This is a genomic window from Pseudoalteromonas sp. T1lg23B (assembly GCF_002964665.1).
GTDB lineage: Bacteria > Pseudomonadota > Gammaproteobacteria > Enterobacterales > Alteromonadaceae > Pseudoalteromonas.
In genome coordinates this window covers 324311-347905 of the sequence record NZ_PQBZ01000030.1, presented here as the reverse complement: position 1 = coordinate 347905, position 23595 = coordinate 324311, and the positions used below count along the sequence as shown (strand labels likewise).

Genomic DNA, 23595 nt, shown 5'->3' with positions numbered 1-23595 from the left:
TGTATTAGCCTTCCCTTGAAAGATTTCCTGCTGCGAGATCTGCCATTTGTTGTTGGAAAAACTCCAGCAGTTCTATTTGCGTGTCAGGTGTTTGAATAAGATCTAAATTTCTTGCCATATCAGCCAAAGTTGCACAGCGCTGCGACAATTGGGCACATCCTTGCGCATAGTCCTCAGCCACCGATGATTCAACGGCTCTAGGGACAGGTGGTCCAGCATTGCGTCCCTCAATCCCCGAAGGTAAGGTCATCAAATGCACTGATAGTGGACGTAGAATGCCCGTCATTAGGTCAATCGCAGCATTCATTAAACGAGAGCGCCGTAAACTCCCCCGTGGTGTTTGCGCAAAATGGTGCATCATGATTTGAAACATCAACTCATGACATTCTTGGTAAAATCTCATAAGTGATTGCGCTTGTGGGTTAGTAACAAGGTTGCAGCCAACTCTGGCTTCAAAAACTGGATTTTTGAGCACGGGATATGCGCTCTCAAAAGGTATATCTTGCTGATTAAGTGCCTTGGAGATCTGACGAAGCCGATTAAAATGACTGAGTTCAAATTGCTCGGTTTGCTCACACACCCCCTCTCCCTGTTCGGTCACAAATTGAATCGCGAACAGTGCTGTTTCACGATTGTAGACCTCAAACTGATAGCCCGGATAATTGCGATTGACCACTTCATTTAAAAACAAATGATGCTCGCCACCAGAGCTTACACTTCCCTCGGGGTATAGGTCAGGCAGTTCTTCAAAGGCCTGCTTTATGTCAGCATAGAAATCTGCAATTGAGCGGCCGATAGTAGGAATAAAGGTAGGCCACTCAAAACGCACAAACTTGGCTATCATCTGCGCACTAAAAGGCTCAAATGAGAAGTCGGTATCCAAGCCAAATTTACGGTGTGCCTGCTCCGCTAGCACTGGCGTACCTGCATAAAATGGCTCACCCAGAGACATCAACAAGTTATTAACCACCAGATAGTGGATCATTTCTTCATGGGCTATTTCCAGAAGAACGCCGCGCCAACCACTGTTATGCCTTCTATCCGCGCTGCCATTTACCAACGCTAATTGCTCGCTAGTCCAGCGTCCAGCTTTAACGAATTGCTCCCCTGCCGCGTAAGTTGGCAGCGAATAGGCGCTGTATAGATATTGCAACATGATAGACAATTCGAGATCGACTGCATCCCTTAGCGCTTGAATAAGCTGTGCTTTACTTTTGATTTTGCCTGCTACGGCTAATTCAGTGTTACATGGCGGCAAAGACTTAGGTATGGCTGAGTTTTCAACATTGCCGAGATATTTTAAAAACAAATAGGATTGTGCCAAAGACATCTCGCGAGTACTTGGCATGTAATAGCTCTTGTGCTTGTTATTCGGATCGCACATTTGCCACATTAGACGAGCATATGTTTCACATTTACATTTATCCGCCATGCTAAATACTTTGTCAGCCATAAATGGGTATATAAACTCGTAGTAAGCCATGACATTTTCATACAAGAAATCATAGTCAACCTGTTCATCGGGAACATCCAACAATGCCCAATCGTCACTGAGTACCCGCACTTGTAACGGACTATGTTGTTCACCTAAAAAGATCTGTCCACTCCCTGCGGACAAGGCTTCAATGAGAAACTGACCACGACCATTCTCAGCGGTTTCAACATACGGAGCACATGATATGAGTTGTGTCGTACAATTGTGACTCGCCAACTTATTGATAGCGCGAGGCGTGCCTCTGAAATAACTGTAAACCTCTACAAGCTGGTTACTTTTCTGATTCGATTTAGGATTTGGAGACTCCATATAAGTAATATGTTGCTCCCCTTGCACGTACCAATCTATTTCATGCCAGCTATGCTTGTCACTCACGAGCTTTAGGGACTGGTTAGCCAAGTCTGAAGCATTCAACTCGATAGGAATGTCGATGATGCCAGCGGTCTTGAGACTCTGGTTATAAAGTGCCTCTGGAATCATCGCTAGGGTTTGACCCTCTTTGCTCTGGAGTTGCAAATCCCCAAGTGACACTTTGTCTGCCAACTTCGGGGGCAAACCCGAGTCGACTGGCAAAGCTTCTAAGTATCCCTGATGGCCAACACTGATTGCCATATTCAAGCTTAACCCATGTTGCGATACCTGAAGCGCAATATTTGAGAAATGTTCGTGGTTTTCAGGTTGCAATATCCTACCTGCGGGACAGGTGGCCATTTCGTGCTCACGCCACAATCCAATACTGCCATGCAGGTCGCAAAACACCGCCATATTTGGCTGGCTTGGTGGCGATAGATTACTCACACAATATTGAACAATCAGTCCTTTAACATCTGGCTCCGCCAGTGCCAATTTGAGGTGCTCTAAAAACTCAGATTCTAAATTCAACTGATTGATAATAAAATCTTTTGAGTCTTTACTTACCGTGAATTGAAACAGCCGAGCCGCTGCAAGGTCTGCTGCAAACCCATGCGGTTGAGGCTGTTCAATGTAACCTGGATTTAGCCAGCGCACCCCGTGAGTACAATCAATATCAGCGGAAAATACATGCGCCGTATTAGCTTCGCTATTTGGTGCGCTAATGGTGAGTTGCCCCGCATAAATCAGCGCTGAGTCTGGCCGAGTGGGGTCATTATCAACCCAACGAGCGCGATTAAATGAAGTCCGCAAGTATTCATTATAATGCCCCCATAGATTCAAAGTACCGCCTAAAAGGGGATCCTGTTGTAGGCATTCTCCAGGGCGAATTTGCAATGCGGTAATTTCTGTATCATGCCATGAAAAATGATTGTTCCCCGACATGTTGTAACCACATGCCAGACTAAACTGCCCATTTTCATCCGCCATTCCTTGGGCATTAAGTTTAGGTCCCAGTGACTGTAAATATTCATGATAGGCCTTTGGGGACATTTTAATATCTACAGCTTGGCCTTTATGTAATACTGTGTTGGTGGCTATCTCCAAGGTGTTGTGAACATTGCGATTAGCCGTTGGCACATTAACTCTAGCAACACCTTTAAAATGTATCCGTGGTAAATCTAAAACACTCATTTATATTCCACTTCTTGTTATTACTTTGATATTAAATTGAGATTTTCTTACCATCATGTGAACGCCACCGCTGCTTCATGTGTGCGAAGCTGTGAACTTTGCTTACTGATGATGGCCTCTGCGGTATGTCTGCCAGCCAAAACTCCCCCCTCCATCCAGCCGCAGTGATGTGTGTAAGCATCTGAAAGAGAAATAACGCTATCATCGCCTAATGTCAGATAGAAAGGATGTTCAGGGCAGCACTCCTTTGAAAACTCAACGCCATGAGTCCAGAATTTATAGGTATGGGAATGCGCAACGGGAATAGACTCAGCTGACTGATGCAACGCATCTGCAATGAAGTTTCTAACGGCTTGTAGATAATGCTGCTCGCCTTGGCTGACCATATCTTGCCAGTAAAGTGCATTTTCACCATCCGTGTAAAAGAACACATACTTGCTGTCTTTAAAGTACAACTTACGAATTGGGTTACGGGTAATTACGACATGATCAGTCAACCCTAACTCTTGCCACCACGGATCTAAATAAAAGAAAAACCCTTTAAACAAAGGGCTTGATCCATAACTATAATTGGTCCATCGTGTAGGAAACTCATTATCTAACAACTGCATTCTTGAAGGAGGCAGCGTCACTATTTTATAGCCCTTAGAGAGGGTTTGACGTTGCCCTTGCTGATCTTCAAGGATCAGATTATGACAATCAAGGCTATGTTCTATCGCTACCAATTCTTGATTAAAATGAAAGTTCACACCAAGTAGTAAAGCTTGCTCATATAGTGCCTGAGTTAACGCTGAAAAGCCTTCTTTTAAGTTGTACCATTGGTAGCCAACATTCTCAGAAAACCCTTGCGTCTCGGGGTGCTTTTCAATGATATCGTACGCAATTGAAGGTGAAATAATAGGCAGCGAAAGAGAGTCATAGCCTAACGCCATAATCACATCTAGTGCTTTGCTTTTTCCCAAATAGGTAGATAAAAAGTGACTAAAGGAATCATTCCTATGCTCATCAATAAGGGGCTTTAAATTATCAAGCAATTGCTTTAGCTCTTTTTGAATAGGCTGCGACGTTTTTAACTGCGTGAATGGAAATGTTTCATACTCAAGATTGAGTGTTTTAACTAACTCATAAACATTTAAATGTATTTGAGAACAAAACCTGCCAGCGCCCAGATCAAGGAATTGATCATTTATGAAGGTGGTATGTGCTCGTCCGCCTACTCTTGATTTTTGTTCATAAACATTAATCGACCAGCCTTTGCAAGTTTGTGAGCGAGCCAGCGTCAGCGCGCACATGATACCTGAAATACCAGCTCCAACAATAGAAACTGAGTGTTCAATATTAGACATCGTTATATTCCTTGATGATCCTGAGCCATAATTCGTTAAGTTTTCATAGTATTTACTGCTTCTACATCTATGTGTTTTGTTCCAATTATTACCAAACCAAGTAATCTAGTACCTTGGTCGGGGAATAAAGTTACGGCTTTAATGTTTCAGAAATCTTAAGGTTTTATATACACAGTAAGTCTGCATTGAATAATGCCCACTAATTATTGATAAATGACGTTTATTGACAGACTTAAAGCAACTTTAACGCAACAATGGCGATTAATTGCGATAAACAAGCATTTAAAATATATAACCGGATGAATAAGCTAATTATTTTTAAAGTGACAAATAAATGTGCAATAGTTTATTTATGAATATATAAAGCCATGCAAGAAAGGAAAAACAAGGACAATAAATTGAATATCTATAACAGGAACAAATGGTTGGTGTACATTATTAAGGGCTGCCTTTGCTGAACATCAGCATCACCATAAAGTTAGATTCGGCAATACTGAGTCCATTTATTTGCAACTAATATTTTTATATGAATTTTTTATGTTCTAGTGGTAAATCTTCGCGATGCGTCAAATACTGTAAAGTTATCAGTGAAAAGCTCAAGGCGAACACCCCACCAACAACATCAGCAATAGGAAACGCGAACCAGAGGTCTTCCTTAGCAAAATACGTAGGCAATAGATACATGAGCGGGAACAGTAAAATATAGTTTCTAGCAGCATCCAAAAATGTCGCTGGTAATGCACGGCCCATACCTTGGAATAGCCCACTAGACATCATGCAAAACCCTGCGGTAATAAAACCTGCAAAACACACTTTAGCGATATCTAAACCTTGCGCTATGACTTGAGTGTCATTGGTAAACAGCCTAATGAGTAGGTCGGCATTGAAGCACAACAGCCAAGTGACCATTAGCCCCCATAGTGTACTGGCTGAAATAGCCACTAGATAAGCACTACGCACTCGTTGATATTGGCCCGCACCATAGTTAAAACCTGACAACGTTTGTAACGCTATCATCATCCCTATAATCGGCAAGAATAAAAACATATAACAACGAACCAAAATACCGTGAGCCGCAATAATAGTATCAGGCTGCTCACTAAAAAATGTGGAAATAGAATATACCGTAGCCGCTAAGGTCAATGAAAAACCACCATGAGACATCAACACCGGCAGCCCTAAACTGAGAATTCTAAAATGTACTTTAATGGAGCTAAATAAATACTCCCTGTTAAAGCCGACCTCACTCTCCCCACTTTTCTGCAATTTAATGCCAAGCAGCAAAGCCACAAAAATAGCGATAATAGTGGCCCAAGCAGCACCAGACACTCCCCAACCGAAACCAAATATAAATACGGCATCAAGAATAATATTTAAAATTGATGCACTGGATAAAACTTGCATCATTGCCTTTGGATTGCCAGACGCTCGAAATCCTTCCGTTATCTGATTGCTGACAAAACCAATTATCCAAAATAGTACTATTGGCGTGATATAGTCGGTCGCATTTACTCTAAGGTGTTGTGGCACTTTCAAAAAATCAAATATCGCCGCTAAATTAAAATATATGAGTAAGCATAAAATAACTGCAATTGTTATCGCCAATGAAAATGACGCACTGAATACCGTATCAGCATCTTTTTGCCGTTTCGCACCTAAATAGCGAGAAACCAATGAAGCCATGCCGCTTCCAAGCATAGTGCTGATGGCTATCAATAGCATTTGGATAGGAAACACGGCAGAGACGGCTGCCATCGCGTGACTACCAATCCCCTTTGAAATGAAAATAGCATCAACAAAACTGTACAGACCATTGATAACCATGCCAAGCGTGGTGGGAATGGCAATCAGCAAAAATTGCTTGGTGATATTGCTTGTGAGTAAGGGCGTGTCCGCGTGGTCTAATTCAGCATCAACACTTGATGACTGTATGCTCATAATTATCCTTAAATTTAGATATGGCTAAAGCGAGGAAGTGTAAAGATGAAATGTTACCAATGTTAAACCGACACCAAGTTTATTGATTTTGAGCACATATAAATGCCGATAAGCATTTCACTCAGCGTTTTATACTGATTAGCGCCTTTATTTTGATAATCGCGATAAGCACGTTACCCTGTTCACTCAAAAAGCCAATTACATCATCATTATGGAGGTAAGCGTGACATTTAAAGTATACCTAAGTGGAGAAATTCATACCGACTGGCGCGAGCAGATTATCGAGGGCAGTAAAGCAGCCAATCTGGATATCAAATTTTCATCTGCGGTAACCGTCCATGAAGCGAGTGATGCTGCGGGTGATTGCCTTGGTGAAGAAGTGAATGGGTTCTGGCGCGATCATAAGTCAGCCAAAGTCAACGCAATCCGCACCAAAACACTCATTGAACAATGCGATTTAGCTGTGATCCGTTTTGGTGAGCAATATAAACAGTGGAATGCTGCTTTTGATGCGGGCTATTGTGCTGCACTGAACAAACCCTATATCACACTTCACAGCGAAGCATTGATACATCCATTAAAAGAAGTCGATGGTTCAGCCCAAGCTTGGGCAACGACTCCTGAGCAAGTCGTTGAAATATTGACATATCTATTATCCGACCAACTCAGTTAACATGACAGTATAAAAATCATCAAAAAAATAGCAGGCCAAGACCTGCTATTTTTAAGGTTATTCTACTACGTGTGTTGCTATTTAAGCTTTTGTTCTACCACAGGATAGTGATCCCACACTTGCTTATCAGCAAGCGAGCGAACCAACTTGACGTATTCAGCATGCGTCCAAGCAAGTGGCGTTGCTGAGTTTGTGCCTTCACCAAATGCATACCCCTTAGGGTTTACACCAACGTTATCCCATACTTGCTCTGGCAACATCATGCCCTCGTTAGCAAACAGTTCCATGCCTTTTACGTAGGTTTGCTTAATGTTCTGCACTTTTTGCGCCGACAAACTGTTACTCAATGAGGCCGCAGCAATTTCGTAGTGTCCTCGCTCACCAGTGAAGAACGGCCATACTCGACCACGCTGTCCCGGTGTATTTTGTCCCCCTTCGGCATAATTGCTACCCGTTACTTCATCTTCACCATAGCCATCGTTACCATAACGACGGTACCCAGGGAAGCTGCCCTCTACGCCATCAAAGGTAAAGCTGTATTTAACACGCAAGTTGTCGACCATGCTTTCATCTTCATACTCTGGCAATGTCGCCAAAATACTTGGCGCATCAGCGGCGCGCACACCGTAGCGAACCAACTCTAAGAAACCCCCATCGATAATGGCTTTCTTATTCATCCCTTCTCGGCCATTATTGCTGTTTATTTTACTATTGCTGTTTGGATCAGAATCTTGACCAATCCTGATGAAATAGCGTCCGTCACTCGCTTGGCTCTGAGCTTGCTCTTTGAGCACCCCTTCACTGGTGAACATTAATGCTTCAACTTGCTTATCATATTGTTGAGCCACTTCCAGATATCGTTCAGCAGCGGCAACATCACCGCTATGCTTCGCTATTTCAGATGCCGTTACCAAACCTGAGATCACCGCCGCGGTCGTCGACGGCGAATAACCATTTTGCTCTTCCCAACGCTCCTGCTGCGTGCTTGGCGGGGTAATTTGAGTATCATTCCAAAGGATCTTAGCCTTGCCGCCGTGTACTAAAAAATCAGCCGCTGGTTTAAGCATTTTGGTATACCAATAAGTAAGCTCTTGCTCGCTCAGCACCTCAGCCTGATAAAGTTTCCACGCCAACATAATCGGCATTGCGGTTTGATCTAGTTGTACGCCAACCCATTCAAGCTCGCCGTCTACGTGGGTTTTTTGTAAAAACCACCCTGTATCGCCTTTGTTACCAGGGGTGCTGTCTTTCACTTGCACTTTTTCTAAATACTCAAACGCAGTTTTGGCTGTGTGAACATCACCCATTGCCATAAACGCCATCGCAACTTGATAGAAATCTCGCACCCATACCGCTTTGTATCCAGTTGAGCCTTCTACCGCTGATACGGTATCGCCCCATGGATTTGATAGCGAAGCAATTAATGCCCCTGCATAGGTTTTGTCTTCTTGCGCTTTAAGCACCATAGCACTGGTATGCAGTAATTTACCTTGATCCGCACTAAATTGCGTTAACCGCTGTAACGGCGTTAGCTGTGAAAGATAAGTTTCCCAGCCTCCGTTATAGGCATCTAGTACTGCCTGATAGCCTTTGTCTAGGGTCTGCTTAGCTTGCTTAGCACTTTGCGCCTGTGACTTGCCAAAACTCAATACAAAATCAAACTGTGCAGAGTGATTAACTTCACCTAGTTTGCCCAATAAGCTAACGTTACCAGCAGTTTCACCGGTTGAAGTGTATGATTGAGCCAGTTTTTGTTGCTCCATCAGTGATGTCAAATTATCACTTTTTCCTGTGAAGCCGACCGATGCCTGAGCAAAACCACCTTTTGCTTGCATGGTGAGATAATTGTCACCTTCATTAGCAACCAAACCATTGGCCGTAACGTTTGCAAAGTCATTCACACCATTGTTGTTAATGTATGGATTTGCTGACACATATGCCTGCAATGGTGATTTTATAGAGCTGTTGATTTGCGAGCGTACAAACAGGCTTTGTCCGTCAGGGTCTGTGAAAACATGCTTTTCTAGTACGAAGCGACCTAGCTTGTCTTTACTGGTGATCTTGTATGCTAAAGACAGCGGTCGGCCCGCAGAGTCTTTATGCAAATAATCAACACTGATATCTAGAGCATCAACATCACTTTCTTTAACGCTAAAAGCCTTACCCTCATCATCAGTACCCGTGATCACCATTTGTAAGTCTTTTAACTGTGCTTGATGAATTAGTCCAAACATAGTCTCGGTGATCATGCCCTTAGCGATTGAAAACCAAACCTTTGATACTTCGCCAGTATGCGCCTGATTGCTGTATTGACCCTCTTTGTACGCCTCATAGGAGGTGCCAATGCCTGTCTTTCCAGAATAAGCCCAAAATGGTTTTTCTCCAGGGGCACCCGGTGCAATCGTATCTACTTCTGTTTGACTGTTGTAAGTCGTATTTCCACAACCGACAAGACCCGCAGTCAGTAAAGCAATCGTGAGTTTATTTATCGTTTTTCTCATTTCGTTCCCCTAGGCAGAATGTGTTTTCACACGCAACACAGATACAGCGGCAAAAATAAATGACACGCCCCCTATCACTAACGCGTAGATAGGTTGATTATCAAAAAGGTGTCTTAGAATAAGCCCTAAAATGCTGGCGGCTAGTAGCTGAGGTATGACAATAAAGAAATTAAAAATTCCCATGAACACCCCCATCTTATTGCTTGGCAATGAGTTACTCAGCATCGCGTAAGGCAAGGACAAAATTGATGCCCAAGCAAACCCAACGCCTATCATAGGCAGCCACAAAAGTTGCGGCTGTTGAATAAACATGAAGCTTATCAAAGCCCCAGCGCCCAGTAGTAAATTGATACAGTGTGCCCAAGCTAGCCCCACCCGCTTTACTATCACTGGAATAGCAATTGCTGCAAGAGCAGCAAAGCCGTTATAGGCAGCAAATAACACCCCAACCCAATCGGCTCCATCATTGTAAGCTTTGCTGGTGACATCCGTTGTTGCATAGTGAAAACTGGTTACCGCCGATGTGGTGTAAATCCACATAGCAAACAATGAGAACCAACTGAAAAACTGTACAACCGCCAGTTGCTGCATGGTTTTTGGCATAGTAAACACGTCATAAACCACCTGATAGAAACCGCCACTCACACGCTGTTTGTTCTGTAGAAAACCTGCTATGAGTTGCACCAAAGCAAAGCTCAGTAATAGCGCGGCTAGCAAATACAGTTCTTTTTCCAATTCCAACGCCACTACACAGCCCAGTAAACCGCCGCCAAGTAACGCAAATACCAGTGCGCCTTTGGCAAAGTTAATCACTTTAAGCGACGCATTGTCTAAAGGTAGCTCGCTGTTATCACTATCAAACTTGGCTAGTTGTGTTGGGCTGTACTCTTTGGTTTTAATGACGGTCCACGTTACTGCCACAAATAAAATGGCACCACCGAAATAGAATGCATATTTTACCGATTCAGGGATTTGTCCTTCACTGGCAGTGTTACTAATACCAAACCAATTGGTCATCATCCAAGGTAATGCAGAGGCAACAACCGCCCCGACTCCGATGAAAAAGCTCTGCATCGAGTAGCCAGTAGCTCGCTGCTTTTCATTCAGGTTATCACCAACCAACGCGCGAAAAGGTTCCATGGTCACATTGATAGAGGCGTCCATGATCCACAATACACCCGCAGCTATCCAAAGCGTTGGCGAGTTCGGCATAATAAATAACGACAGTGTTGTTAAAATAGCACCATATAAAAAGAAAGGTCGACGACGCCCTAAACGTCCCCAAGTTTTATCACTCCAGTACCCCACAATGGGTTGTACTATCAAGCCGGTTAACGGAGCAGCGACCCAAAGAATGGGAATATCGTCTACGGATGCCCCTAATGTCTGAAAAATACGACTTACGTTGCCATTTTGCAGCGCAAAACCAAATTGAATGCCCAGAAAACCAAAGCACATATTCCAGATTTGCCAAAAGCTTAAGTTCGGTTTTTGTTGTTGCATGGCTAATCCTCAAGTAAATAAACCACACTTGCGCGTGGAGCTAAAGTAATCATAATTTGACCATCTTGTACCGTTTGCACTGGATGGTTTTCTAATAAATCACGAACAACGGTGTTGGCATTTTGCTGCCAATCATTAGGCAATCGTAAACTGAACGTATGCGATTGATTTGCATCAAAGTTGCTGGCAACAACAATCTTCTGTGCCGCATAATGACGTGCAAACGCCATTATGCGTTGTTGTGCACTGTGATCATCACTTTCAACGACCACTGGCAGTAAATCTCCTGCGACCACAACTGGTAAGGTGCTGAGCGACATGAGTTTTACATAATAGGCGCGTAACGCGCGCTGCGATTGCGTCAACTGGCCACCATCAAACTTTCCGCCGTTCATCCATGCCTGATGAGCAGGTACACCAATATAGTCAAAAATGCTGGTGCGACTAGGCTTACCAAACCCCGCCTCTTCCGAGCCATCCTCACCAACCGTTTGCCCAAAATACAACATGGTTGGTGCTTTGCTGATCAGATGCGACACCACCATTGCGGGTTTACCCATCCGCGCATCACCAGCAAATTCAGCACTGGCAATACGTTGTTCGTCATGGTTCTCTAAAAAGTGCAGCATGTGCTTTGAGATATCTTGCACACTTTGATGTGCCGCTAATACATCCTTCGCGTGACCGGTTTGTTGCATGAGCGCTTTCAAGCTGTCGTAAAAGCCAACTTTGTCGTAGAGATAATCCATTTTCCCTTGCTGGATATAGTCGCGATACAGAGCGGGGTTATACACTTCAGCGAGAATAAATGCTTCTGGATTTTTCATTTTGATTGAGGCGTTTAGAAAGCTCCAAAACTCTACCGGCACCATTTCCGCCATATCGTAGCGAAAGCCATCAACCCCTCGATTTAACCAGTAATAGGCTATATCACGAAATTTGTACCAACTATCAGGTAGGTCTTGTTGCTGCCAAAATTCATAATGGGCCTGAATATCGCGTTGTGCGTAATCCTCAGGTAGGCGCTCAAAGTCATAGCTTCCATCAGGTTTTACCCCATAATTAACTTTAACAGTTTCGTACCAATCATTAATGTCAGGCTGAGCGGCGCGTGCGCCGTTGCCTGTCCATTTCGCAGGCGATTCATGAAATTGACCGTCACTTTTAGGGTGAGCTTCTCCCCCCAAAGGCTGGTAATCTGGCGAGGTGGGCACCTTGAAATCTTCACCCACCACATAGTAGAAGTTGTTATCCCGAGCATATGCTTTTGACGTGTCATCGTTTTCGCCAAAGTCTTTTACGCCTTCAGGGGCCGACATTGATTGATAGTTACGGGCTACATGATTAGGCACAATATCAATGATCACCTTCATACCAGCTTGGTGAGTGCGTTCTATCAATGCATCAAATTCTGCCGGACGTTGACTTGGGTCTATCGCCAAATCAGGATTAACATTGTAATAGTCTTTAACAGCATACGGTGATCCCGCACGACCTTTGACCACATCAGGATCATCAGCAGCAATGCCAAATTTACTATGATCGGTCACCAATGCGTGATGTAGTACACCTGTGTACCAAATGTGGGTTGTCCCGAGCGCCTTGATTTCTTGTAGCGCCTTGGGGGTAAAGTCAGCAAACTTACCCACGCCATTTTGCTCAACTGTGCCCCAAGGCACATTCGCGGTTTGCTGATTACCAAATAAACGCGTGAATACTTGGTACACAACAGGCTTACTCAATGCTGCTTGAGGGCTTAAATGCTCATGTTGGTGGCTCGTCTGAGCATTTTTTTGTGGCTCAGAGCACCCCAGTATCAACACACTGCACGCGGCACTTAATACCGAGTATCTTAGCTTGTTGAGTACAGCCTTAGATTTTAGATTTCTCATTACACTTGTTGTCGCTTGTTGTTGTCATAATGTGGCTTATTGCAGTCTACCTTGGCTTACAACCGAGGTTGAACCTTCTGCATACGTATTCACCATAAGGATTCATATTCTAGTCACGCTCTAGCAGTAACACTCTTGCAGCCATTGTCGGTATTTCTAGACTTGTCGACACATCCACCTGTGCATTATTCAGTAAATCCCTCGCTGTTTTTGCACCTTGTAGTACTTCTTGATAACGCATCATGCTGACGGTTGTTGGCGTTTGGTTCTTATTGAGTAACACCAAAATATGCTGTGTTTTATCCTGTCGAACATAGCTGTATATGCCATCATAAGGGCTAAAATGCACCAGTTCACCACCGCTCAGTGCTGGGTATGCTTTTCTTATCTTAGCCAAAGTTCGTACATGCTCTTGCATTGCTTGTTGCGCTTTGCTCAGTCCCTTTGCTGATACCGCATCTTGCTTGTGGCCTTGAAACCCTCCAGGAAAATCAATTCGAATATCACCATGATCGTGTGAACCGGTGTTATCAAGCAACACTTCGGTGCCATAGTAAATCTGAGGAATACCACGAGTGGTTAGCAGTAAGGTCATCGCCAGTTGTGTTTTTTCTACATCTTGGCCTAACTCAGTAAATACCCGACTCATGTCATGGTTATCCAAAAATATCAGTAAATTGTGAGTGTCTGGATAGAGAAAATCATTGGCGATGGATTGATACACCCTCACCCAGCCTGTGTTCCAACTTTCCTCTTCATTGAGAGCCTTAACAAGCGCCTCTTGTAACGAGAAATCCATCACACTGGGCAAATGTGAGGTGTAACCATCTTGATTGACTTTGCCACGCTGCCAGTATGAAACGATAGCTGGATTAGTGCTCCATTCCTCACCAACAATATTGAAGTTGGGATATTCGTCCATTACGCGCTCGGTCCACTTGGCCAAAAAAGCTTTATCTGAATAAGAGTAGGTATCCACCCGAATGCCACTTAAGTTGGCATATTCCACCCACCAAATAGCATTTTGTATTAGGTAGGTCGCCAGTAGTGGCTGACGCTGATTGAGATCTGGCATACTTGGCACAAACCAGCCATCGTTAAACTGCTTTTTGTCGAACTCACTCGCATGAGGGTCTTGAATGGTTTGTCTGGCATGGCTCGTACCACTAAACTCACCCTCAAAGTTAAGCCAATCCTTGGTCGGCTTATCCTTTACCCACCAATGGTTTAAGCCACTGTGGTTAAGTACCATATCCATGATCACACCAATTCCGCGACTGGCAGCCGCTTGAGTGAACTCAAGGTATTGCTCATTACTCCCCATCCGAGGGTCGATTTTATAAAAGTCAGTCAGTGCGTAACCATGATAAGAATATTCGCGCATGTTGTTTTCACGCACAGGAGTTAACCACAACTGTGTAAACCCCATTTCTTTGATGTAATCTAGGCGCGCAATGATCCCTTGTAAATCCCCCCCGTGACGCCCGCCTTTAAAATCGGGTCTAGCCTGTTCATACAGACCTGCAACGCTATCGTTAGTGGCGTCGCCATTTGCGAATCTGTCGGGATTGATGAGGTAAATGATATCTTTACTAGAGAACCCCCGACGCGCGGCGCTGTGAGGTTGACGTGCGATGAGTGGATAACTGAGTACATCTGTGCTGTGTTGATAACTTACATCGAATATTAATTTACCCGCTCGTGCACGTTCATCAATGTGTAAATTAATAAAGGCGTAGTTGTTGCTGTCACCATGCTCGACCCCTAACAGTTTCACCCCTTTGTAAGGGCGTAGGCTGACCTTGGCACTGGCAACATTGGCCTGCCTGATCATAATTTGTAAATATGGGTGGTGCATTCCCACCCACCAGTTTTGTGGTTCAACTTGGTAGGCTTTTAATGCTTCATGACGCATCAAGCTACACAGGGCAAACAGGAAATATAAAACGGTTAAATAAGCTTTCATCGATTAATTGTCCGCCAAAAATTGCGTGTGTGTGGGCATGGCTGCCACAGTCTGCTCGATTAAGGTTCTGAGACTACTGAATAACTCTTGTCTTTGTTGGTCGGTCAGTGCATGCAATAACGGGTGTAGCTGTTTTGGTCTGAGCCCCTGACCAATAAACACTTGCTGCCACGCCACCTCAGCGAATAACTCATCATCTTCACGAAGTAACTTACCCGTTTCTTTGAACAGCGCTATCTTTTGCTGCAAACTGGCTGGGATCTCCATGTTTTGGCACTGACGCCAAAAGTCTGAATCATTACGTTCATTGAGCTTGTAATGTAAAATGATAAAGTCTCGAATACGCTCAAACTCAGTCTTCGATTGCTGGTTATACAAGGCGACTTGACTGGCTTCGATGCCATGATGAGGAAATAACTTAACCAATCGCACAATGGCGGTTTGAATTAGGTGAATACTCGTCGATTCAAGGGGTTCCAAAAATCCACTCGACAGTCCTATCGCCACCACATTTTTATGCCAAGGCGTAAGTCGTCGCCCAGTTCTAAAACGAATTAATTTAGGCTCAGCTAAAGCTTTACCCGGTAAATTACCAAGTAGCTTTTCTTTGGCTTGCTCATCACTCATGTGTTTACTGGCATAAACTAAACCATTGCCAATACGATGCTGCAACGGAATTTGCCACTGCCAGCCAGCCTCGTGGGCAATTGAGCGGGTATAGGGCGCAATGTCTGAGCTCGCATGCTCACAGGGAACCGCTAAAGCGCTGTCACACGGTAACCAATGCGACCAATCCTCAAACCCGCTGTTCAACGCCTGGTCTATCAGTAGAGCATGCATGCCGGTGCAATCAATAAACAAATCACCCTGTACTTGTTGAATGTTATTCAGTTCAAGTGCCGTAATATTGCCCGATGTTTCATCTTTAATGACACGCCTAACCGTTCCTTGAATATGACCCACCCCCAGTTTTTTCGCGTGGTGAGCCAGAAACTTGGCGTATAACCCCGCATCAAAGTGATAAGCATAAGAAATACCCGGTAGCTTAGTGCCCGGAATCGCATTGAGCTTGGAAAATTTGTGGTGCTTTGCCGCTTGATAATTTAAAGAGTAATCCCAAAAATCTCCAGCTATGCCCTGCTGCTGGGCATACAGCCAATGATTATGAAATTCACAAAATGGAAAGTCCTTACCGATGGCACCAAATGCATGCATATAGCTGCTGTCTTTCGCACCCCAACCCTCAAATTGAATACCAAGCTTGATGGTCGCTTTTGTTTCCTTGATAAACTCAGCTTCATTGATACCCATCGCACTGTTAAAAGGCTGCAAAGGTGGAATGGTTGCTTCACCAACGCCAACGGTACTGATATCCGCTGACTCTAACACCGTTATGTTGATAAGATTCCCCATGACTTTGGCTAAAAAAGATGCACTTAACCAACCAGCGGTTCCCCCTCCAACAATGACAACGTTTTTTATCTGTTGTGTAGACATAACACATCCTCACCATAGCTTGATACAAAAAAGCCCTTGTGGTTGAGACAAGGGCTTTGCTTTACTCGCGTGTCAGCGATTAAAACTTATAGCTTAAACCTAACATGTAAGTGCGACCATAATCTTGGTAGTCACGAACTTGTAGTGCGTTATCACCAGAAAGCGCTGTAAACGGTTCTTCTGTGATGTTTTGAATTTGGAAGCTTACTGACAAGCCATCCAACTGCTCAAAGCCACCTTCACCAAAGTCATAACCAAACTGTGCGTCCCAAATAGTTTCGCCTAAAATATCTACTTGAACAGTTTTAAAACCAAGTCCGTATACATCACCTTTAAACTCACTACGCTTACGCATACTTGTACGCGCTTGGAAGCCGTAGTTCTCGTAATAGAATGTTAAGCTTTGAATCCGGTCAGATAAGCCCGGTAATTCATACTCATTACCATTAGGATCTTCGATATCTGACTTAACTCCAGTGTGGCTAGCGATAATACCAAAGCCTTCAAGAGAGTCGTGGAAGATATTAAACGGTAATGCAACCGACAGTTCATAACCCCACAGGTCACCGCCACCGCCATTGACTTTACCTTTACCAGAACCACCAGCGTTAGGCGGAACTTCACCAGATACAGGGTCAACAACACCTGTCATGTCAATTTCGTAAGTTCCGTCAAAAATCCACTCTTTTAGTTCTTTGTGGAACAACGCAACAGAGAAGTAACCTTCAGCACTGAAGTAGTTTTCATACGTTAAGTCAAAACCAATTGCTTCTTTTGGCTCAAGTGTTGGATTACCACCTGATACTTCCCAGTTATTGCCATTTTCATCAGGGCGCTGGTTGTATTTAGCACTGATTGACGCGTTCATCTCATCAAGGCGAGGACGAGAAATCGTTTTCGCAGCACCAAAACGTACCGTTTGCATTTCGTCAATTGCCACTGACAAGTTCAAGCTTGGTAACAAGTGTGAGTAATCATGCTCAACGTGCGTTGGTGTTGTAACTACTTTACCATCAACGGTGTCGAACGCATTACCTTTACCAGTTTGCTCAGTTTTTACGTAGCGTAAACCTGCATTACCAGTCACTGGGAAACCTGCGATTTCAGCATTAATGTTTGCTTGTACAAAAGCAGCTGTCACTTGCTCTTCAACTGTCCATGACATCGTTGCGTGGCTTGGGTTAGTTAAGCTTTCAGCCAACAAATCGAACTGTCCATCAGCAACCATTGCACGCGAATCATAGGCAATCATGTTACCCATACCAATGAAATCTAGGTTTGCTGTACCAAGGCGGTATTGCTCTGGAACACTCAACATACCTGGGTTGTCAGGGTAAGAGAAACCCGCTACCGTCATGAAGTAACCTTCCGACATTTTAGACTTTTCTCGGTCACGGTATGACAAGCCGAACTCCACGCTGCTCACGAATTCATTGTCTAGCGCTTGTTTTGCTGCAAGTTTCAGTGCATTGAGTTCATCTTCAATGGTCGGGGCGTTAATGAAGCCATCTTGTAGCTGATTTTCATATGGGTGATATTCATATTCACCCTCAGCATTTTCTGAGCCCACAACACCATACTTTTCGTTCAGTGCCGAACTCCAACCCCAAGACAATGGGCCGCCAATTTTAATTAAGTCATAGTCACTGTAATCCAACTCATGACTAAACTGTGCACCCGTGTTACCACCAGAGAAAGCATACCCTAGGTTATCAGCTGCACCTCGGTCATTACCACGCCCAGTGCCAGAGTAGCTCTCTAAACTCCAAATTCTCTTCTCAACGCTAGAATGACTAGCATCAAATTCCAACGTTAAAGATTCATTCACGTTGTATTTGGTATTGAAACCGAATGCACTTAACTCGGCTTCACGGTCTTCGTAGTCGTTACGGACCACAACACGTTGCCCTTGCGTGACAGCACTCGTTACAAAGCCTGTTGCTTCGTCTACTGTTGCTGTTTCACCAGAGATTGCACCTTGACCCCACGCAAATGGAATTTCAATACCACGTAGAATCTTTTCATCTTTGAAGTCAACGTATAGCGCATCGAAAACCATTGATAGGTTATCACTTGGTGCAGCCTCAAATACGAACATCACAGAATCACGCTCAAGCGTTGAAGAGCGTACAAATGGCTTAGCACCACCTAAGATTGAGTATTGCTTACCATCGGCTTCAAATTCAGGGTAACCCCACGCGTTCCAACGTTTTTCTTGGTTTGGCGATGTCATGGTCGTCAGCGCCAGCGCGACACCAATTGTGTCATCAGCAAATTTGTCTACATAAGAGAAAGTACCACGCAGACCTGCATCTTCACCGTCTGGGTTCAACTTATCAAAACTGGTTTTTTCATACATGGTATTTAGTTGGAAAACACGCTCATCAACACTCAGTGGTTTGATAGTTTGCATGTCAATCACACCAGCAATACCTTCCGCTTCTAGGTTCGCACTCGGTGTTTTATAAACCGTAACGCCGCTCATTACCTCTGAAGGATATAAGTCAAATTCAACACCACGGTTATCAGAGATTGAAACTTGCTCACGACCATTAAAGGTGGTGGCACTTTCATCCTCACCAAAACCACGTACGCTTACTTTGCTGGCACGGCCATCAAGACGTTGTGCAGTTAACCCTGGTAAGCGAGCAATTGACTCAGCGATTGAAGAATCAGGTAATTTACCTATGTCTTCCGCAGAAATTGATTCAACGACTTCAGAAGAAAAGCGCTTCGTGTTGATTGATTCAACAACACTGGCACGAAAACCTTTAACTTCTATCACTTCTACTTTTTGATCTTCTTGTGCTTTTGCAGTTTCTTCAACTGCATACGCAGAATGTGAAACAACACCTGCACTCATCAGTGCCAGTGTAAACATACTTGGTTTGAACATAGACATAGTGTTTTATCCCAATTACCCAATTTATACCGAACCATCTTTTTTCTTTTCTGCCTGCTTGGATAACAAGCGCATCGATGTTCAGCTACTTTTGTTGTCAGGATGCATATTAGCGCTGAGCTAATTTTATAAACAACTTTATGCATACGTATTCAAACTATAGTCAACTTCACTAAGTTTACATTTATTTCACACGAAACAAGATTAACATTATGTTTTAAAAGACATTAATATATTTGAAAGATAAATTTTCTGATCACAAATATATAGCGCTTTTTTGCTGCAAACTTAACCTGATTTCTTTTTTTTGTCATAAAAAAGTAATAGCATTAGTGTGTGTTATCTATTCCCCTTTCCACAATGATAAATTGGTCTTACCATTTCAGGCCACTCTATCAACCCTCATTCTTTGATAAAAGCAGCCAACCTACCCGATTAAGACATAATTGGTAAACTTTTCTTACAGCAACCATCTTAACTTTTCCACGTTCAATTTTTGCCTCCAATTTCGGTATTTATGATGCATACGTATGCAACCTTTTTACAGTATTTGGGCGATAACGTATGCTTTTTGCCATTAATGCCCTTGTGTTGGTTCGATTTACAAAACTTCCTTCATAAATGGCAGTATTGAGCAGAAACTTGGAGAATATACATGGCTCAACAGCAATGGTGGAAAGGTGCGGTTATCTATCAGATCTACCCTCGCAGTTTTCAAGATACAAATGGCGATGGTATTGGCGATTTGCCAGGGATCATAAATCGATTAGATTATATAAAGTCACTTGGCGTAGATGCTATCTGGATCTCACCGTTCTTTAAGTCTCCTATGAAAGACTTTGGCTATGATATTAGCGACTATCGCGATATTGACCCTATGTTTGGCAATCTGGATGATTTTGATACTTTAATAGCACAAGCACACCAGCGCGACATTAAGATAATTATTGATCAGGTACTTAGCCACACGTCTAATGAGCACCAATGGTTTATTGAAAGCCGTGAAAATACTCACAACGATAAGGCTGATTGGTATGTTTGGGCCGACGCCAAGCCAATGGCAGCGCACCAAATAACTGGCTATCTATCTTTGGTGGCACAGCTTGGCAGTGGGAACCAAGACGTTGTCAGTATTACTTACACAACTTTTTAACTGAACAGCCTGATTTGAACTTTCACAACCCAGACGTGCGTAAAGCCGTTTTGGATAATGTAGAGTTTTGGCTGAAAAAAGGCGTTGATGGCTTTCGGTTGGATGCGATCAATTTCTGTTATCACGATGCACAATTGCGTGATAACCCTGCAAAACCTAAAGAACTTCGTCAAGGACGTGGCTTTAGTGAAGATAACCCTTACGCGTTTCAATACCATTACTACAACAATACACAGCCGGAAAATCTGTCATTTATGCAAGAGATCCGTAGCTTGTTAGACCGCTATCCCGGCACCGTGAGCTTAGGTGAGATCTCATCAGAAGATTCACTACAAACCATGGCAGAATACACCGCTGACGGTGATAAGTTGCATATGGGTTATAGTTTTGAATTACTCACCAAAGACTACAGCGCACAGTATATTCGTGAGACAGTGAGTACCCTAGAGTCCGTAATGACGCAAGGCTGGCCATGCTGGGCGTTTAGCAACCATGACGTGGAACGCGTTGCCAGTCGCTGGAATCCAACAGGTAATACCGACCCTAAACAAGTCAGTATGTTAACAGCTCTGCTTGGTTCACTGCGTGGCAGTGTATGTATGTATCAAGGTGAAGAGTTAGGTTTAGGTGAAGCACAGGTTGCGTTTGAGGACCTACAAGACCCATATGGCATAACCTTTTGGCCCAACTTTAAAGGTCGTGATGGCTGCAGGACACCGATGCCATGGCAGTTAGAGCAACCCTATGCTGGATTTAGCACACAGGCTGCTTGGCTACCCGTTGAACAGCAACATCAAGCGCTTGCGGTTGATGTTCAGCTACAAGCAGAAGATTCCGTGTTAAAACGCTTTCAACATTTTATGGCTTGGCGCAAAACAATGCCCGCCTTACAATATGGTGACATTGAGTTTATTGACACACCTGAGCCAATCTTGGCTTTTTATCGCCACTATGAGCAGCAGCGTATATTGTGCATATTTAACCTAAGCGGCGAACCGCAAACCTTGAAATTAGGTGACGAGATCCGCTCTGAACACACCGAGTTGCAGCATCACAACTGCACGCTTGATGCGGGTACCCTAACCATGCCTAGCTATGGCTGCTACTTTGCTGCGCTATAATTGCTAAAACCATCACAATTAAGCGTATAAAGGGAGTGTTGATGACTCCCTTTTTACCATCGCAATCAACGCTTCAATAGCCAATGCTTTAGCGTACAACCAACCCTGATGTACTTCCACTCCCTGCTTGAGTAAATAGTCTGCCTGATAAGCTGTTTCAACACCCTCTGCTATCAACTTTTTATTCAGTTTGGTTGCCATCTCTATCACCGCATTAAGGACCGGAGATTGCAAGTTATCTAGTCCAATAGAAGCCACAAAGCTTTGATCTATTTTTAATAAATCAATTGGAAAGCTCTGTAAATATTGCAAGCCACTATACCCTGTTCCGAAGTCATCAACAGCTACTTCAATGCCCTGCACAACTAGCTGCTCTAGCGTGTGTTTAACTTGCGCCTGAGATAGTACATCTCGCTCGGTTAGCTCTATTGTTAATGAACGAATATGCTGCTTCGCCTGCTCCAAAGTGGCTAAGTAAGCAGCGCAACTCAATAACTGACCATTGACATTAAATGAGACCTTAAGCTGTGGGTTCAACGCCAGCAACGGGGCCAGTTCCTCAACTGCATTGTTTACTTGAGCAATGGAAATTTCAACGATTGCACCACTTCTTTCGGCTTCTGGAATAAAATAAGCAGGTCCCAACTCACCTTCACTTGGATGTTGCCAGCGAATAAGCACTTCTACACCGACCATTTTTTGCGTTTTTGCATCTATAAGCGGCTGATAAACATTGAATAGCTGACGCTGAGCGATCGCGTGTTTCAATTGGAATTTCAAACTCAATTGCCGTTTTTCAATGAAGTAAAGAAGATAGCTAAGCAACCCCCAAACAGCCACGTATACAACCAAGAGCACGATAAAACGAGTTGATTGGATAGTCAAAATTGGACTGCTATTGCTTGAAGCAACCACGGAAAGCCTAGAAAGAGAGTCAAGAGGCTTGGCAAACAGGTATTTACTGTTCCCATCATCAAACTTACCATGTGCCTGTAACGGATGCCCAATAGGAAATAGTGATTGATGCAGCGGTAAACTATAGTGGCCCTGTAATAAAATAGGCACCCCTGTTTCACTGTCCACCAGAGCAATAAAATCGAGTTGTGAATATTGCTTTAAATCAAGCGTATGGCGCAGCCAATCGCTCGGTAACAGTACATTGACTTCATAGCCATCTTGTCTCGTTCTAGCCAATACAAAGGCTGACATTTCCATATATTCACTGATGATTGGGCCATGGTAACGAAGCCCATCGCTTTTTACGGGCTCAGTTGTCTGAATGGGCGGATTAAGCACACCATAGGTGTTACACAACAATTGGCCTTTTTGGTTAACAATGCCAATCTCACTCATTGCAGGGTTTTTAAATACCTGTTGCCTTAGACGAAACAATGTTTCTTGCGGACAAGTAACATCAAGCGATTCCGCCTGACGCAAAAATGTATCGATTTCTTTAAGTTGAGTATTCAGTTCGAAGTGAACCTTTTGGGCAATACTTTGAATATGCAACTGCTCGGCATCTCGATGCTGTATGTAAAATACACCGAGCAATATTCCAAACACAATACTGCAAGCCAACCAAGCAAACACAATATTTTTTAACTGCTTTGCAATAAAACGTGCCCTTGGCATGATTCAAACCTCAGCCTGCCATATATGAAAGGTGACAGTTTAGTGAAGGTTTATGACTTTTTTATGACAAAACAAAAGGCCTCGAGCGTGAACTCAAGGCCTTAGGAATAGCTTCAACTTTTAAAAAATATCAACTTTCTTTACTAGTACCAACTTCGACGCGAGTCTTCAGTTTTTGGCCTGGACGGAAAGTTACTACGCGACGCGCAGAGATTGGAATGTCTTCACCTGTTTTAGGGTTTCGACCCGGTCTCTCTTTTTTGTCACGGAGATCAAAGTTACCAAATCCAGAGAGCTTAACCTGCTCTCCTTTTTCAAGCGCTGAGCGGATTTCTTCAAAAAACGCTTCAACTAAGTCTTTGGCATCCTTTTTATTTATCCCCAATTTTTCAAATAGGTGTTCAGCTATGTCGGCTTTAGTAAGCGCCATA

Annotated in this window: 12 protein-coding genes and 1 pseudogene; 2 read left to right on the top strand and 11 right to left on the bottom strand. The window is 43.6% G+C overall.

All coding sequences use genetic code 11. The features are described from left to right. Window positions 1-4: 4 nt before the first annotated feature. The 3 genes from vioB to C2M32_RS08235 form a co-directional block, all read right to left on the bottom strand. Window positions 5-3040, bottom strand: a complete 3036-nt coding sequence (gene vioB, locus C2M32_RS08245; RefSeq protein WP_105167967.1) for an iminophenyl-pyruvate dimer synthase VioB — start codon at window positions 3038-3040, stop codon at window positions 5-7. A gap of 53 nt (window positions 3041-3093) precedes the next feature. After that, window positions 3094-4386, bottom strand: coding sequence for a flavin monoamine oxidase family protein (locus C2M32_RS08240; RefSeq protein ID WP_105167966.1), 1293 nt, complete (start codon window positions 4384-4386; stop codon window positions 3094-3096). Window positions 4387-4908: 522 nt separating this feature from the next. Next, window positions 4909-6324, bottom strand: a complete 1416-nt coding sequence (locus C2M32_RS08235) for an MATE family efflux transporter (protein ID WP_105167965.1) — start codon at window positions 6322-6324, stop codon at window positions 4909-4911. A 223-nt stretch (window positions 6325-6547) separates the two neighbouring features. Here C2M32_RS08235 and C2M32_RS08230 point away from each other — a divergent pair, with 223 nt between their 5' ends. Continuing rightward, window positions 6548-6997 carry a YtoQ family protein gene (locus tag C2M32_RS08230; protein ID WP_105167964.1) on the top strand — a complete coding sequence of 150 codons (450 nt, stop codon included), beginning with the start codon at window positions 6548-6550 and terminating at the stop codon, window positions 6995-6997. 77 nt (window positions 6998-7074) lie between these two features. Here the strand turns inward: C2M32_RS08230 and C2M32_RS08225 are convergent, their stop codons facing one another. The 6 genes from C2M32_RS08225 to C2M32_RS08200 all read right to left on the bottom strand — a co-directional run bounded on the left by C2M32_RS08225 (window position 7075) and on the right by C2M32_RS08200 (window position 19258). Continuing rightward, window positions 7075-9498 carry a glycoside hydrolase family 15 protein gene (locus tag C2M32_RS08225; protein ID WP_105167963.1) on the bottom strand — a complete coding sequence of 808 codons (2424 nt, stop codon included), beginning with the start codon at window positions 9496-9498 and terminating at the stop codon, window positions 7075-7077. A 9-nt stretch (window positions 9499-9507) separates the two neighbouring features. Further along, window positions 9508-11001 (bottom strand): MFS transporter, encoded by a 1494-nt coding sequence (locus C2M32_RS08220; RefSeq protein WP_105167962.1) that lies wholly within the window; start codon window positions 10999-11001, stop codon window positions 9508-9510. 2 nt (window positions 11002-11003) lie between these two features. Further along, the gene (locus tag C2M32_RS08215) at window positions 11004-12893 is read right to left on the bottom strand and encodes an alpha-amylase family glycosyl hydrolase (RefSeq protein WP_105167961.1); all 1890 of its coding nucleotides are present in this window, start codon (window positions 12891-12893) and stop codon (window positions 11004-11006) included. Window positions 12894-13002: 109 nt separating this feature from the next. Continuing rightward, a complete protein-coding gene (locus C2M32_RS08210) occupies window positions 13003-14808 on the bottom strand; it encodes a glycoside hydrolase family 13 protein (protein ID WP_442792701.1) in 1806 nt (601 codons plus the stop codon). Window positions 14809-14862: 54 nt separating this feature from the next. Further along, a complete protein-coding gene (locus C2M32_RS08205; protein ID WP_105167959.1) occupies window positions 14863-16356 on the bottom strand; it encodes a tryptophan halogenase family protein in 1494 nt (497 codons plus the stop codon). Window positions 16357-16435: 79 nt separating this feature from the next. Beyond that, entirely contained in the window at window positions 16436-19258 is a 2823-nt protein-coding gene (locus tag C2M32_RS08200; protein ID WP_105167958.1) for a TonB-dependent receptor, read from the bottom strand. Between the two features lie 655 nt (window positions 19259-19913). Between C2M32_RS08200 and C2M32_RS08195 the strand changes: the two are divergent. Continuing rightward, window positions 19914-21532: pseudogene (locus C2M32_RS08195) on the top strand (alpha-glucosidase family protein). A gap of 18 nt (window positions 21533-21550) precedes the next feature. Here C2M32_RS08195 and C2M32_RS08190 read toward each other — a convergent pair. Together C2M32_RS08190 and ihfA are read right to left on the bottom strand one after the other, a co-directional pair. Further along, window positions 21551-23164, bottom strand: a complete 1614-nt coding sequence (locus tag C2M32_RS08190; RefSeq protein WP_105167957.1) for an EAL domain-containing protein — start codon at window positions 23162-23164, stop codon at window positions 21551-21553. 130 nt (window positions 23165-23294) lie between these two features. Continuing rightward, a complete protein-coding gene (gene ihfA / locus C2M32_RS08185; RefSeq protein ID WP_010362644.1) occupies window positions 23295-23594 on the bottom strand; it encodes an integration host factor subunit alpha in 300 nt (99 codons plus the stop codon). Window position 23595: the final 1 nt, after the last annotated feature.